Consider the following 14,603-nt stretch of genomic DNA (forward strand, 5'->3'; position numbering starts at 1 on the left):
GCTTGCTGCCAGTTGGTTTGTCGCTATTTGGCTAATTTTTAGGCAAATTGTTCACGCATCGCTTTTTCCTGGTTAGCGATTGATGAAAAGGTTGTTATGCTTGAAACAACTGAGCAGCATCCCAAGATACAGGGAGTATGCAAAAACAGTTCGGCTGACTGATTAACCGTCCTGAAGTTGTCGGTAAGAGGCAGAGCATAGTTTTTGTCGCTCGTCTTACGTAAAATCGGTACAGAATGTTGCCAACGAAATTTATCCAGGAGACGGTAATGTCATACAGTGGCGATCGTGAGTTTACTGCACCGCACAATGCGTTGGTGCCAATGGTGGTCGAGCAAACCTCGCGCGGCGAGCGTTCATACGACATCTATTCCCGTCTGCTTAAAGAACGCGTAATCTTCCTTACCGGTCAGGTGGAAGATCACATGGCTAACCTGATTGTGGCCCAGATGCTGTTTCTGGAAGCAGAGAATCCGGAAAAAGATATTTACCTTTATATCAACTCACCGGGTGGCGTGATTACTGCTGGGATGTCAATTTATGACACCATGAAGTTTATCAAGCCGGACGTCAGTACCATTTGTATGGGCCAGGCCTGTTCAATGGGGGCTTTCCTGTTGACTGCCGGGACGAAGGGCAAGCGTTTCTGCCTGCCAAACTCACGCGTGATGATTCACCAACCGCTGGGTGGCTATCAGGGACAGGCAACTGACATTGAGATCCACGCGCGCGAAATCCTGAAGGTGAAGCAGCGCATGAACGAACTGATGGCGGAGCACACCGGCAAGTCACTGGAAGAAATTGAGCGTGACACCGAGCGTGACCGTTTCCTCTCCGCCAGCGAAGCGGTAGAGTATGGATTGGTCGATTCCATCCTGACGCATCGCCAATAAGCCCTAACTTCGCCTTGTCTCTGGTCTATAGTTAACAGGACAAGGTGATAATGGGTTGAATGAACATCGGCCGTGTACCCACGGCCAGTGCTGTACTTCTGGTACGGCCTGAGAATAAGAAGAGGTTAACTGATGACAGATAAGCGCAAAGACGGTTCAGGAAAGTTGCTGTACTGCTCTTTTTGCGGCAAAAGCCAGCATGAAGTGCGTAAGCTGATTGCCGGGCCGTCAGTGTATATCTGCGATGAGTGCGTTGATCTGTGTAACGACATTATTCGCGAAGAGATAAAAGAGGTTGCCCCGCATCGCGAACGTAGCGCCCTGCCTACGCCGCATGAGATCCGCCATCACCTCGACGATTACGTTATTGGTCAGGAAAGGGCCAAGAAAGTGCTGGCCGTGGCGGTGTACAACCACTACAAACGTTTACGCAACGGTGATACCAGCAACGGTATCGAGCTGGGTAAAAGTAATATCCTGCTCATTGGTCCTACCGGAAGCGGTAAAACGCTGCTGGCAGAAACCCTTGCCCGTTTACTGGATGTGCCTTTCACCATGGCGGACGCCACCACCCTGACCGAAGCCGGTTATGTGGGGGAAGACGTTGAAAACATCATTCAGAAACTGCTGCAAAAATGTGACTACGATGTGCAAAAAGCGCAGCGTGGTATTGTCTACATCGATGAAATTGACAAAATTTCACGTAAGTCAGACAACCCATCAATCACCCGTGACGTCTCAGGTGAGGGTGTGCAGCAGGCGTTGTTGAAACTGATTGAAGGTACGGTGGCTGCGGTTCCTCCGCAGGGCGGCCGTAAGCACCCGCAGCAGGAATTTTTGCAGGTTGATACCTCGAAAATTCTGTTTATCTGTGGCGGTGCGTTTGCCGGGCTGGATAAGGTTATCTCACAACGCGTTGAAACCGGGTCAGGCATTGGCTTTGGCGCCACCGTGAAAGGCAAATCGCAGAAAGCAACGGAAGGCGAGCTGCTGTCACAGTGTGAGCCGGAAGATTTGATCAAGTTTGGTCTGATCCCGGAATTCATTGGCCGTCTTCCTGTCGTCGCGACGCTTAATGAGCTGAGTGAAGAGGCGCTGATTCAGATTCTGCGCGAGCCAAAAAATGCGCTTACCAAGCAGTACCAGGCGTTGTTTAACCTGGAAGGCGTTGATCTGGAATTCCGTGATGAAGCCCTGACGGCGATTGCGAAAAAGGCGATGTCACGTAAAACCGGCGCGCGCGGTCTGCGTTCTATCGTGGAAGGTGCACTGCTGGAAACGATGTACGATCTGCCTTCTATGGACGACGTCGAGAAAGTCGTGATTGATGAGTCAGTCATTGAGGGGCAGTCCGAACCCATGCTGATTTATGGCAAGCATGAAGCTCAGGCTTCTGGCGAATAAGTAAACAAATCGTCCACATTGTGCCATCTATAAAGGGGAAAATCTTTCCCCTTTTGCATTTCTCACCGTTGTGACATTGAATGTCTGACAATCATCCCCATATACTCAGACACCTGTGGGTTTAACCGCATACCTGCCTGTGCGGTACCCATCACCTGGCGGACACGAAACTAAGAGAGAGCTCTATGAATCCTGAGCGTTCTGAACGCATTGAAATCCCCGTCTTGCCTTTGCGCGACGTGGTAGTTTATCCGCACATGGTAATTCCGTTGTTTGTTGGCCGGGAAAAATCAATTCGGTGCCTCGAAGCCGCAATGGATCATGATAAAAAGATCATGCTGGTCGCACAGAAAGAAGCTTCAACGGATGAACCTGGCATAAACGATCTTTTTTCAGTGGGTACCATCGCCTCCGTTTTGCAGATGCTAAAACTGCCAGACGGTACGGTGAAAGTGCTGGTTGAAGGCTTGCAGCGTGCCAACATCACGACGCTTGCCGACAACGGCGATCACTTTGTAGCCCAGGCTGAATATCTGGTTTCACCAGAGATCGAAGAGCGTGAGCAGGAAGTGCTGGTGCGCACGGCGATCAATCAGTTTGAAGGTTACATCAAGCTGAATAAAAAGATCCCGCCTGAGGTCTTAACCTCCCTGAACAATATTGATGATGCGGCGCGCCTGGCGGATACGGTTGCGGCGCATATGCCACTGAAACTCGCAGACAAACAGTCCGTGCTGGAGATGTCAGACGTTAACGAGCGTCTGGAATATCTAATGGCGATGATGGAGTCTGAGATCGATCTGCTTCAGGTTGAAAAACGCATACGCAACCGCGTGAAAAAGCAGATGGAAAAGAGCCAGCGTGAGTACTACTTGAATGAGCAGATGAAGGCCATTCAGAAAGAGTTAGGCGAGATGGATGATACGCCTGACGAGTACGAAGCGTTAAAACGCAAAATCGATGCGGCTAAAATGCCGCAGGAAGCGCGTGAAAAAGCCGAAGCCGAACTGCAGAAGCTGAAAATGATGTCGCCTATGTCTGCAGAGGCAACAGTGGTGCGCGGCTACATCGACTGGATGGTGCAGGTTCCGTGGAACGCGCGCAGCAAAGTGAAGAAAGACCTGCGCAAAGCCCAGGAAACGCTGGACACGGACCACTATGGTCTGGAACGCGTGAAAGACCGTATCCTTGAGTACCTTGCGGTGCAAAGTCGCGTCAGCAAAATCAAAGGGCCGATTCTTTGCCTGGTCGGACCGCCGGGCGTGGGTAAAACCTCGCTGGGGCAGTCCATCGCAAAAGCGACTGGCCGTAAATACGTTCGTATGGCCTTGGGCGGCGTGCGCGATGAAGCGGAAATCCGTGGTCACCGCCGCACCTATATTGGCTCAATGCCGGGCAAGTTGATCCAGAAAATGGCGAAAGTGGGGGTGAAAAACCCGCTGTTCCTGTTGGATGAAATCGACAAAATGTCCTCGGATATGCGCGGCGATCCGGCATCCGCACTGCTGGAAGTGCTGGATCCGGAACAGAATATCGCGTTTAACGATCACTATCTGGAAGTGGATTACGATCTCTCCGATGTGATGTTCGTGGCAACGTCAAACTCCATGAATATTCCGGCACCGCTGCTGGATCGTATGGAGGTGATTCGCCTGTCGGGTTATACCGAAGACGAAAAGCTCAACATCGCGAAACAGCATTTGCTGCCTAAGCAGATTGAGCGCAATGCCTTGAAAGCCTCTGAGATCAGCGTTGAAGACAGCGCGATTGTGGGCATCATTCGTTATTACACGCGTGAAGCCGGCGTACGTAGCCTGGAACGTGAACTGTCCAAACTGTGCCGTAAAGCCGTGAAGACGCTGCTGATGGATAAAACCAAAAAGCACATCACCATCAATGGTGAGAACCTCAAGGATTTCCTTGGCGTTCAGCGTTTTGACTATGGTCGTGCGGACAGCGAAAACCGTGTAGGCCAGGTAACCGGTCTTGCCTGGACAGAAGTGGGCGGGGATTTGCTGACAATCGAAACCGCCTGTGTACCGGGTAAAGGGAAACTGACCTATACCGGTTCACTGGGTGAAGTGATGCAGGAGTCGATTCAGGCCGCCCTGACCGTCGTGCGCGCACGTGCAGAGAAACTGGGTATCAACGGTGATTTTTACGAAAAACGTGATATCCACGTGCACGTACCAGAAGGGGCAACTCCGAAGGATGGCCCGAGTGCCGGTATTGCGATGTGTACGGCGCTGGTGTCCTGTCTGACGGGTAACCCGGTGCGGTCAAATGTGGCGATGACCGGCGAGATCACGCTGCGTGGTCAGGTGCTGCCGATTGGTGGACTGAAAGAGAAGCTGCTGGCAGCGCACCGTGGTGGCATTAAAGTGGTCCTGATTCCGGACGAGAACAAGCGCGATCTGGAAGAAATTCCACAGAACGTGATTGCCGATTTGGAAATCCATCCGGTTAAGCGCATCGAAGAAGTATTGAACCTTGCACTGGAAAACGCGCCTTACGGCATGCAGGTCGCTACCGCAAAATAGTGATTAATGGCATAAACCGTTAAAAAGCAGAGCTGGCAACACCAATTGGTGCTTGCCAGCTTTTTTTTGTGCCGCTAATTTAGGTGGCTGCTGAACCATCGTTATAAGAGGATTACCGTTGTTTCAGCTTATAAGGCTTGATATAACTTGCTGCGCGTTCGTACCCGACAGGAAGCGTGGGTACGATGTGAAATAATAAAGAGGGGATGAATAGAGTGAATAAGTCACAACTGATCGATAAAATTGCTGCCGATGCCGACATTTCTAAAGCAGCAGCAGGACGTGTGTTAGATGCATTTATGGGCTCTGTTTCTGATGCGCTGAAAGGCGGAGATGAAGTGGCGCTGGTGGGATTCGGCACTTTCTCAGTACGTGAGCGCGCAGCGCGCACAGGCCGTAACCCACAAACCGGTAAAGAGATCACTATCCCGGCAGGTAAAGTACCGGGTTTCCGTGCAGGTAAAGCACTGAAAGACGCTGTCAACTAATGACAACGCCACCACTCATTAACACATTTTCTTGAGTGGATTAGAGGACGGTTAACGCGTTCTCATGTAACATACGGGCACATCGATAAGATGTGCCTTTTTTTATATCCAGAGAGGCAGTAAAGGTCGCAAGGCTTGTCTCAACAGGATTATTGCTGCCAGCAAGATTTGCAGCTGAGTAATGCGCCGGGAAGAGGGCGTTATTGCGACAGGGCTTTACATTCACACTACAGCGGAGTGTTGTCATACCATGATGGACAATTTACGCGCGGCGTCGAACCATGTCGTGCTCAAGATTATTTTGGGGTTGATCATTCTCTCCTTTGTGCTGACCGGCGTTGGCAACTATCTGATTGGCGGCAACAATGATTATGCGGCCAAAGTGAACGGTCAGGAGATCAGCCGGGCGCAGTTAGATCAGGCATTTAACAGCGAACGTAACCGCCAGCAGCAGATGCTGGGCGACCAGTTCTCGCAGCTTGCAGGTAACGATGGTTACATGCAGCAGATGCGCCAGCAGGCGCTGTCGCAGCTGATCGATCAGGCCTTACTGGACAGCTACATCAAAGATCTGCACATTGCCATCAGTGACGATCAGGTTAAGCAGGCGATTTTCAATCAGGCTGCTTTCCAGACGAACGGTAAGTTTGATAACGCCAAATATAACGCGATGATCGGCAACATGGGCTTTACTGCCGACCAGTATGCGGAAGCGCTGCGCAAGCAGCTGGCGACACAGCAGCTCATCAACGCCATCGCCAACACCGACTTTATGCTGAAAAATGAAACCAGCAAGCTGGTGGATTTGGTGGCGCAGAAGCGCGATATTCAGACCGCAACCCTGGACGTGAATGCACTTGCGGCGAAGCAGACCGTCAACGATGACGAGATCAACCAGTATTATCAGCAGCATAAAAACAGCTTTATGGCGCCTGAACAGTTCCGGGTCAGCTATATCAAACTGGATGCTGCAGGCATGCAGGAAAACGCCAGCGATGCGGATATTCAGGCCTGGTACGATCAGCATAAAGCGGATTACACCCAGCCACAGCGCGATCGCTACAGCGTCATTCAGACCAAAACGGAAGCCGATGCCAACGCCATTCTGGCTCAGCTGAAAAGCGGTGCTGATTTTGCCGAACTGGCGAAAACCAAATCCATTGACCCGATTTCTGCCCGCAAAGGCGGCGATATGGGCTGGCTGGAACCTTCTACCACGCCGGATGAGCTGAAAAATGCCGGACTGAAAGAGAAAGGCCAGCTGTCAGGCGTGATCAAGTCTTCCGTTGGCTTCCTGATCGCGCGCCTCGACGATATCATCCCTGAGCAGGTCAAGCCGCTGGCTGACGTGCGCAGTGAGGTGGCGGATGAGGTCAAGCAGGAAAAAGCAGTGGATGCCTTCTATAAGCTGCAGCAGAAGGTGAGTGAAGCGGCCAGCAATGATAATGAGTCTCTTGCGGGTGCGGAGCAGGCGTCGGGCATGAAAGCCACAGAAACGGGCTGGTTTAGCCGTGACGACGTACCGAAAGATCTCGATTTTGACGCGGTGAAGCAGGCAATTTTCAACGGCGGGCTTGTTGGACAAAATGGCGCGCCAGGTAATAACTCTGACATCATCAGTGTGGATGGCGATCGTGCCTTCGTGTTGCGTATCAGTGAGCACAAACCTGAAGCGGTTGAACCGCTGGAGAAGGTTAAAGCACAGATTATCGACACGTTGAAACACGACAAAGCGACGCAGCAGGCTAAAGCCCAGGCCGATAAACTGTTAGCCGACCTCAAAGCCGGAAAACAAGATGTGCTTAAAGCGGCAGGCCTGACCCTGAGCGCCAGTAAAACGGTTGATCGAAATACGCAGGATCCGGTGGCACAGGCTGCCTTTAACCTGCCACAGCCTGAGGATAACAAACCCTCCTGGGGCGTCAGCGAAGATATGCAGGGCAATGTGGTTCTGGTGGCGGTGGATAAGGTCAGCACCGGTACGATGCCACAGGCGCAGATTAATGAAATGGTCAAAGGCGTCACGCAGAACAACGCGCAGCTTGCCTTTGAAGCATTGCTGCAAAATCTGCGTAAAGAGGCCAAAATCAAATACGGTGCCGCTGCCCAGCAGATGCAGTGATCCTCGCAAATTTCAGATAATGACTGAAACAACCCAAGGCCGCTTATGCGGCCTTTTCCATTTTTAACCTTTGCCGTTTGAGGGCAGGTTATTGTCATGACAACCTGAGCCTGCTGTTTAACACAAGGAGAAACACAGCATGGCTAAACCCAACTTACACGCCTTTTATCTTTCCCTCGCCCTGTGTGGCGCGCTGTATCAAATGCCTCTTTCAGCGGCAGAAACCCCAAGTGAAACCCAGGCCGCGCAGGTTTCCATGCCGCAGCAGGAGCTGGTCAGCATCAACGACGCGACGGCAGAGCAGCTATCAAAGGCGATGAACGGGGTGGGCCTCAAGAAGGCGCAGTCTATCGTCAGCTATCGTGAAGAGTACGGGCCGTTTACGGCTATCGATCAGCTGAAAGAGGTGCCCGGCTTTGGCAATGCCCTGGTTGAAAGAAACCTGTCGCGTCTGAAATTGTGAAGTGATGCGCAACTCTGATGCTTAACCTGCTGCTGCGGGCGGACTCTGCTAAAGTGAACAGGTCCAACCAGTTAATCTATAGCAGCAGGAGAACAGGAATGCAGACCACGATAAAAGTGCGCGGCTATCATCTGGATGTCTATCAGCATGTTAACAATGCTCGTTATCTGGAGTTTTTAGAAGAAGCGCGCTGGCAATGGCTGGAAGAAGTGGACGCCTTTAATTGGTTGCTTGAGCAGAAACTGGCCTTTGTGGTGGTAAACATCAACATCAATTATCGTCGCCCGGCGGTGCTGGGCGATGTACTGGAGATCAGCAGCGACATCACGCAGCTTAATGGAAAAAGCGGCATCATTTCTCAGCGGGTTCTTTTAGCGGGTGATGAGACCGTTGTTGCAGATGCGGCACTGACCTTCGTGTGCATCGACCTGCGTTCCCAGAAAGCCGTCCCGCTGGAAGGCGAACTGCGGCAGCGACTGGAAAGACTGATGTCTTAACTGATGTCTTAACTGATGTCTTAACTCATGTCATCAAGGCGGCGGCTATCTGTCGCCGCCGCGCCCGAGGTTACGGCAAACCGGTTTTTGCCTTCATGGCTGCCATAATACCGGGGCGATCCTGCAGATAAGCATTCAGGCCGTTTGAGCGCAGATGACAGGCGGCACATTCGCCACAGCCGTCACCTTTGATGCCGTTATAACAGGTGAGCGTCTCTTCGCGGATCAACGTAAGCTGCTGCCAGTAATCGGCCAGCGCCCAGGTTTCGGCTTTATTAAGCCACATCAACGGGGTTTCAAAACGAACATCGCGCGCCATGCCAAGGCCGATCGCGTGGTTAAGCGCTTTGACGAACTCGTCGCGACAGTCGGGATAACCGGAGAAGTCGGTTTCGCAAACGCCGGTGATGACGGCTTCCGCTTCAACCTGATACGCGTAAACCGAGGCCAGGGTCAGAAACAGAATATTGCGGCCCGGTACAAAAGTGCTCGGCAGGCCGCTAGCCTCGGGATCATAAGCGGGAACCGGAATGCTGTCGCGCGTCAGGCTGCTGACGGCCAGTTCATTCAGCATGGTCACATCGAGTACCTTGTGCGCTCGGGCGCCTAGTTTTAAGGAAAGGTCCCGGGCCACGTCAATCTCTTCACGATGACGTTGACCATAGTCGAAGGTCACACAGTGCACTTCATCGTAATGCTGTAGGGCCTGAACCAGGCAGGTGGTGGAGTCTTGTCCACCGCTAAATACGACAACGGCGCGTTTCATGGCACGTCCCAATAATAAAAATTGGTGCTTATGGTAATACCTGAACGCGCGGCTGAACAGCTGCAGGGGCAATAACTGGCCCGATCTGGCGCTTCTTAAACCCGTTAGTCAAGGTCTGATAGCGCACTAGCCCAGTTCGCGCTGCCAGGGCGTAATATCGCCAATGTGCTCGGTAACCCACTCAGGTTGATAGTAAGTATCAGGATAACGTTCTCCGCTGTCGCACAGCAGTGTCACCAGCGAGCCCTGATCGTGGTTATCGCGTAAGCGTTTTGCCACCTGCATCATGCCCCAGAAGTTGGTGCCGGTAGACGGGCCCGGTTTGCGTCCCAGCAGCGTTTCCAGCTTCAGCATGGCGGCAATTGATGCGCCATCCGGTACGCGAAGCATTTCGTCAATCACATCGGGCATAAAGGAAGGCTCGACGCGTGGACGACCAATGCCTTCAATCATGCTGCCACGATTGCTGGTCAGGGTGGCGTCACGGTTGTGCCAGTAGTCATAAAAAACGGAATCCTGCGGATCAACGACCAGTAATCGCGTATCGCATCCCTGATAGCGAATATAGCGTCCCAGCGTGGCCGAGGTACCGCCAGTGCCGGCACTCATAATCAGGGTGTGAGGAACGGGAAAGGGTTCGTTTGCCATCTGACGGAAGATGCTTTCAGCAATGTTGTTGTTGCCGCGCCAGTCGGTGGCCCGTTCCGCGTAGGTAAACTGATCCATAAAATGGCCGTTCAGTTCCCGAGCGAGGCGCTCGGATTCTGCATAGAGCTGACAGGGATCGCTGACAAAGTGACACTGACCGCCGTAAAAGGTGATCTGCTCAATTTTACGCTTCGCGGTGCTGGCGGGCATGACGGCAATAAAAGGCAAGCCCAGCAGGCGGGCAAAATAGGCTTCAGACACGGCCGTACTGCCCGAAGATGCCTCAATAACCGGCGTATCTTGTTTAATCCAACCGTTGGCCAACGCGTACAGAAACAGAGAGCGCGCCAGACGATGTTTCAGACTTCCGCTGGGATGCGTGCTTTCATCTTTGAGATAGAACCTGATGCCCGGAAAATCCGGCAAACTGAAGCGAATTAAGTGTGTGTCCGCTGAGCGTTGAAAATCAGCGTTAATTTCGTTAATCGCGTGGCGTACCCAGCATGTTGACATGGCGTTCATTTCCGGTCGGATGAAAGTCATTATTTTAAGGCACGTGTAGGAAAAAGAGCTTGCTGGTTTTGCGTTAAAATGGCGGTAATGGAGAAAATATTTCTACCGGAGGGCCGTATGCCAGATAAAATTGACCTTAAACTGTTGGCTATGCTGCAGCAGGACTGCACCACTTCACTCCAGGTACTGGCAGATGCGGTTAATCTCACCACGACGCCCTGTTGGAAGCGCCTTAAAAAGCTGGAAGAAGACGGCATTATTCGCGGACGGGTCGCTCTGCTGGATAATGAAAAGCTTGGCCTCTCTCTCACGGCCTTTATGTTTGTCAAAACCACCCAGCACAGCAAAGCCTGGTATCAGGAGTTCGTCTCGGTGGTGCAGAGCATGCCGGAAGTGATGGGCTTTTACCGTATGGCCGGTGAGTACGATTATTTACTGCGTATTCAGGTTGCCGACATGAAAAGTTATGATGCCTTTTATAAGCGTTTAGTTAATGGTGTAACAGGCCTGATCGATGTGACCTCCAGCTTCGCGATGGAAGAGATTAAATACACGACAGCCCTGCCTGTTGGCCCCTGAGTATCTGAGATTGAGAGCAGCCTTGTGCGATTATTCAGCCAGTTAAGTTGGTATTTTATCCGTGAGTGGCGGCGTTATCTGGGCGCCGTCACCTTACTGATCGTTATTGCCGTTCTGCAGTTGCTGCCGCCGTGGATTGTCGGGGTGATTGTGGACGGCGTGACCCACCAAAACATGGATGCCCGGCGCATCCTGATGTGGATTGGCATTATGCTGCTGACCGCCGTGGTGGTTTATCTGCTGCGCTATGTCTGGCGCGTGCTGCTGTTTGGCGCATCCTACCAACTGGCCGTTGAGCTGCGAGAGGATTTTTATCGTCAGCTCAGTCGTCAGCAGCCGGCGTTTTACCTGCGTCACCGAACCGGCGATCTCATTGCCCGCGCCACCAACGACGTCGATCGGGTGGTTTTTGCTGCCGGTGAAGGCGTGCTGACGCTGGTGGATTCTCTGGTCATGGGATGCGTTGTGTTAATTGCCATGAGTACACAAATCAGCTGGCAGCTGACGCTGATATCGCTAATACCGATGCCATTCATGGCGTTGGTCATTCACCGCTATGGCGAGCAGCTGCATAACCGTTTCAAACTGGCGCAGGCGGCCTTTTCCAGCCTGAACGATCAGACGCAAGAGAGCCTTACCAGCATCCGAATGATTAAGGCATTTGGGCTGGAGCAACATCAGTCGGCGCAGTTCGCCGATATTGCACGTGATACCGGAGAGAAAAACCTGCGCGTTGCGCGAGTGGATGCGCGTTTTGATCCCACCATTTATATCGCGATTGGCTTTGCCAACCTGCTGGCGATTGGCGGCGGAAGCTGGCTGGTGTGGCATGATCAAATGACGCTGGGGCAGCTCACCAGCTTTGTCATGTACCTGGGATTGATGATCTGGCCGATGCTGGCGCTGGCATGGATGTTTAACATTGTTGAGCGTGGCAGTGCTGCCTGGAGCCGAATTCGCGCGCTGCTTTCTGAGGCACCGGTCGTTGAGGACGGTGATAAAACCTTGCCTGACAGGGCCGGAACGTTACAGGTCTCGATTCGCGAATTCAGCTATCCCGCCAGTTCAGGTGCGATACTGAGCCAGGTTGAATTTCAACTCAAGCCGGGCGATATGCTGGGCCTGTGCGGCCCGACCGGCAGTGGTAAAACGACCTTGCTGAGTTTGATTCAGCGTCACTTCGATATTCAGCAAGGGGATATCCGCTACCATTCCATCCCGCTGCCACAGCTGCGGCTGGACAGCTGGCGCAGCCGTCTCGCCGTCGTCAGTCAGACGCCGTTTCTGTTTTCCGACAGCGTGGCCAATAACATTGCGCTGGGCAGGCCGGATGCCAGTCAGGAGGATATTGAGCAGGCGGCAAAAATGGCCTGCGTCCATGACGATATCTTACGCCTGCCGCAAGGCTACGAAACCGAAGTCGGGGAGCGCGGAGTCATGCTGTCCGGCGGGCAGAAACAGCGTATTTCAATCGCCCGTGCCCTGCTGCTTGATGCGGAGATCCTGGTTCTGGACGATGCGCTGTCGGCCGTGGACGGACGCACAGAACACGAAATTTTGCATAATCTGCGCCTGTGGGGCAAAGGGCGCACGTTGATCATCAGCGCCCACCGCCTGTCGGCACTCACGGAAGCCAGCGAGATTCTGGTGCTGCATCAGGGCACCGTGGCGCAGCGAGGCGACCACGCTGCCCTGACCAACGCGGCGGGCTGGTATCGGGATATGTATCGCTATCAGCAACTGGAAGCCGCGCTGGATGATGATGAAACGGAAAAAGGAGTGCCGCATGGCTAAGTCACAACGTATGTGGCCAACACTTAAACGCCTGCTGAGCTACGGTAAACCGTGGCGCAAATCGCTGTCGCTGGCCGTGTTGATGCTCTGGATTGCCGCCGCCGCCGAAGTCACCGGCCCGGTTCTGGTGAGTTATTTCATCGATAATCTGGTGGCGAAGCATCAAATGCCCTGGGGCATCGTGGCAGGACTGGTCGTGAGTTTTATTCTGCTGCAGCTGCTCGCCGCCGCCCTGCATTACGGGCAGGCGTTACTGTTTAACCAGGCTGCGATTGGCGTGGTGCAGCGTTTACGCACCGATGCCATGAACGCGGCGCTGCGTCAGCCACTCGCTGCGTTTGATACCCAGCCGGTGGGGCAGTTGATTTCCCGGGTCACCAACGACACGGAAGTCGTCCGGGATCTGTATGTGACCGTTGTCGCGACGGTCCTGCGCAGCGCCGCGCTGGTGGGCGCAATGATGGTGGCCATGTTCAGCCTGGACTGGCGCATGGCGCTGGTGGCGATGTTGATTTTCCCTATGGTGCTCATCGTCATGCTGATTTATCAGCGCTTCAGTACACCGATAGCGCGTCGTGTTCGCAGCTATCTGGCCGATATCAACAACGGTTTTAACGAAGTGATTAGCGGGATGAGCGTGATTCAGCAGTTCCGCCAGCAGGCACGTTTTGGCGAACGCATGGGGGAAGCCAGCCGCTCTCACTATCTGGCGCGCATGGAAACCCTGCGGCTCGATGGCTTCCTGTTACGGCCGCTTTTAAGCCTGTTTTCGGCGCTGGTGCTGTGCGGGCTGCTGCTGTTATTCAGTTTCTCAATGCCCGGCGTTTTCGAAGTCGGGGTGCTGTACGCGTTTATCACCTATCTGGGCCGGCTTAACGAGCCCTTAATCGAACTCACTACGCAGCAGTCGATGTTGCAGCAGGCGGTTGTCGCGGGCGAGCGTATTTTTGAACTGATGGATGCGCCCCAGCAGCACTATGGTGACAGCGATCGACCCATGGCGTCCGGACGCATTACGCTGGATAACCTGAGCTTTGCCTATCGCGATGATCGGGACGTGCTAAGCAACATCTCGCTGGATGTGCCTTCACGCGGCTTTGTCGCTCTGGTCGGTCATACCGGCAGCGGCAAGAGCACGCTGGCAAACCTGTTAATGGGCTACTATCCGGTGACGCGCGGTGAAGTCCGTCTGGACGATCGTCCGTTGGGGCAATATTCCCACCAGTCGCTACGACGCAGCATCGCGATGGTACAGCAGGATCCGGTCGTGCTGGCCGACACGCTGCTGGCCAACGTGCGGCTGGGTCGGGATATCAGTGAAGAAGCCGTGTGGACGGCGCTGGAGCAGGTACAGCTGGCGCCGCTGGCCCGGGCATTGCCTGCAGGTATTCATACCCGACTGGGCGAACAGGGGAATAACCTGTCGGTGGGGCAAAAGCAATTACTGGCGCTGGCACGCGTACTGGTACAACTGCCGCAGATTCTCATCCTTGATGAAGCCACCGCAAATATCGATTCCGGTACAGAGCAGGCCATTCAGCACACGCTGCGCACCCTGCGTCAGCATACGACGCTGGTGGTTATCGCCCACCGTCTTTCCACCATTACCGAAGCAGACAACATACTGGTGCTGCACCGTGGTCATGTTGTCGAGCAGGGCACGCACCAGCAGCTGCTGGCAGAGGAAGGGCGCTACTGGCAAATGTATCAGTTGCAACAGGTTGGCGATGAACTGGAATCGGCAGCACCGTTAGTCAGTGCAGGGTGATTGCACCTTTTTTGCGCATCTTTTTCTCCATTGTTCCGTCAGGATGCACGCCTTTGAGCGTAACAGCACCAAAGGAGTGCATCCGCTTCGTTTATTAATCCCCCAGTTTTTCCCAGACCGATATTCAG

At 53.4% G+C, this 14,603-nt stretch carries 12 protein-coding genes; 10 read left to right on the top strand and 2 right to left on the bottom strand.

The window, feature by feature from the left end; translation table 11 throughout:
• Nucleotides 1-269 precede the first annotated feature (269 nt).
• The 7 genes from clpP to ACPXSQ_RS00880 all read left to right on the top strand — a co-directional run bounded on the left by clpP (nt 270) and on the right by ACPXSQ_RS00880 (nt 8,407).
• On the top strand, nt 270-893 hold the full coding sequence (clpP, locus tag ACPXSQ_RS00850; RefSeq protein ID WP_006117959.1) for an ATP-dependent Clp endopeptidase proteolytic subunit ClpP: 624 nt from the start codon (nt 270-272) through the stop codon (nt 891-893).
• A gap of 132 nt (nt 894-1,025) precedes the next feature.
• On the top strand, nt 1,026-2,297 hold the full coding sequence (clpX, locus tag ACPXSQ_RS00855) for an ATP-dependent protease ATP-binding subunit ClpX (protein WP_013024887.1): 1,272 nt from the start codon (nt 1,026-1,028) through the stop codon (nt 2,295-2,297).
• Between the two features lie 185 nt (nt 2,298-2,482).
• Nucleotides 2,483-4,837 carry an endopeptidase La gene (gene lon, locus ACPXSQ_RS00860; protein WP_064373321.1) on the top strand — a complete coding sequence of 785 codons (2,355 nt, stop codon included), beginning with the start codon at nt 2,483-2,485 and terminating at the stop codon, nt 4,835-4,837.
• A gap of 215 nt (nt 4,838-5,052) precedes the next feature.
• Complete coding sequence (hupB, locus tag ACPXSQ_RS00865; protein ID WP_014606441.1) at nt 5,053-5,325, top strand: nucleoid-associated protein HU-beta; 273 nt, start codon at nt 5,053-5,055, stop codon at nt 5,323-5,325.
• 250 nt (nt 5,326-5,575) lie between these two features.
• Nucleotides 5,576-7,447 (top strand): peptidylprolyl isomerase, encoded by a 1,872-nt coding sequence (gene ppiD / locus ACPXSQ_RS00870; RefSeq protein ID WP_015700835.1) that lies wholly within the window; start codon nt 5,576-5,578, stop codon nt 7,445-7,447.
• Nucleotides 7,448-7,586: 139 nt separating this feature from the next.
• Nucleotides 7,587-7,910: a helix-hairpin-helix domain-containing protein gene (locus ACPXSQ_RS00875; RefSeq protein WP_013024891.1), complete on the top strand. Its 324-nt coding sequence runs from the start codon at nt 7,587-7,589 to the stop codon at nt 7,908-7,910.
• A gap of 98 nt (nt 7,911-8,008) precedes the next feature.
• Nucleotides 8,009-8,407, top strand: coding sequence for an acyl-CoA thioesterase (locus ACPXSQ_RS00880; RefSeq protein ID WP_022622658.1), 399 nt, complete (start codon nt 8,009-8,011; stop codon nt 8,405-8,407).
• A 70-nt stretch (nt 8,408-8,477) separates the two neighbouring features.
• Here ACPXSQ_RS00880 and queC read toward each other — a convergent pair whose 3' ends face one another.
• Entirely contained in the window at nt 8,478-9,173 is a 696-nt protein-coding gene (gene queC, locus ACPXSQ_RS00885) for a 7-cyano-7-deazaguanine synthase QueC (RefSeq protein ID WP_014593081.1), read from the bottom strand.
• A 126-nt stretch (nt 9,174-9,299) separates the two neighbouring features.
• Entirely contained in the window at nt 9,300-10,334 is a 1,035-nt protein-coding gene (locus ACPXSQ_RS00890) for a PLP-dependent cysteine synthase family protein (protein ID WP_426142505.1), read from the bottom strand.
• A gap of 117 nt (nt 10,335-10,451) precedes the next feature.
• Between ACPXSQ_RS00890 and ACPXSQ_RS00895 the strand changes: the two genes are divergently transcribed.
• The 3 genes from ACPXSQ_RS00895 to ACPXSQ_RS00905 are packed head-to-tail and all read left to right on the top strand — an operon-like array spanning nt 10,452 to nt 14,475.
• Nucleotides 10,452-10,913: an Lrp/AsnC family transcriptional regulator gene (locus ACPXSQ_RS00895; protein ID WP_015700832.1), complete on the top strand. Its 462-nt coding sequence runs from the start codon at nt 10,452-10,454 to the stop codon at nt 10,911-10,913.
• A gap of 24 nt (nt 10,914-10,937) precedes the next feature.
• Nucleotides 10,938-12,707 (top strand): SmdA family multidrug ABC transporter permease/ATP-binding protein, encoded by a 1,770-nt coding sequence (locus ACPXSQ_RS00900; RefSeq protein ID WP_013024896.1) that lies wholly within the window; start codon nt 10,938-10,940, stop codon nt 12,705-12,707.
• On the top strand, nt 12,700-14,475 hold the full coding sequence (locus ACPXSQ_RS00905) for a SmdB family multidrug efflux ABC transporter permease/ATP-binding protein (protein WP_041457519.1): 1,776 nt from the start codon (nt 12,700-12,702) through the stop codon (nt 14,473-14,475). Before ACPXSQ_RS00900 ends, ACPXSQ_RS00905 begins: the two co-directional genes overlap by 8 nt.
• Nucleotides 14,476-14,603: the final 128 nt, after the last annotated feature.

This window comes from Pantoea sp. EEL5 (genome assembly GCF_049892805.1).
In the GTDB taxonomy this organism is placed as follows: domain Bacteria; phylum Pseudomonadota; class Gammaproteobacteria; order Enterobacterales; family Enterobacteriaceae; genus Pantoea; species Pantoea ananatis.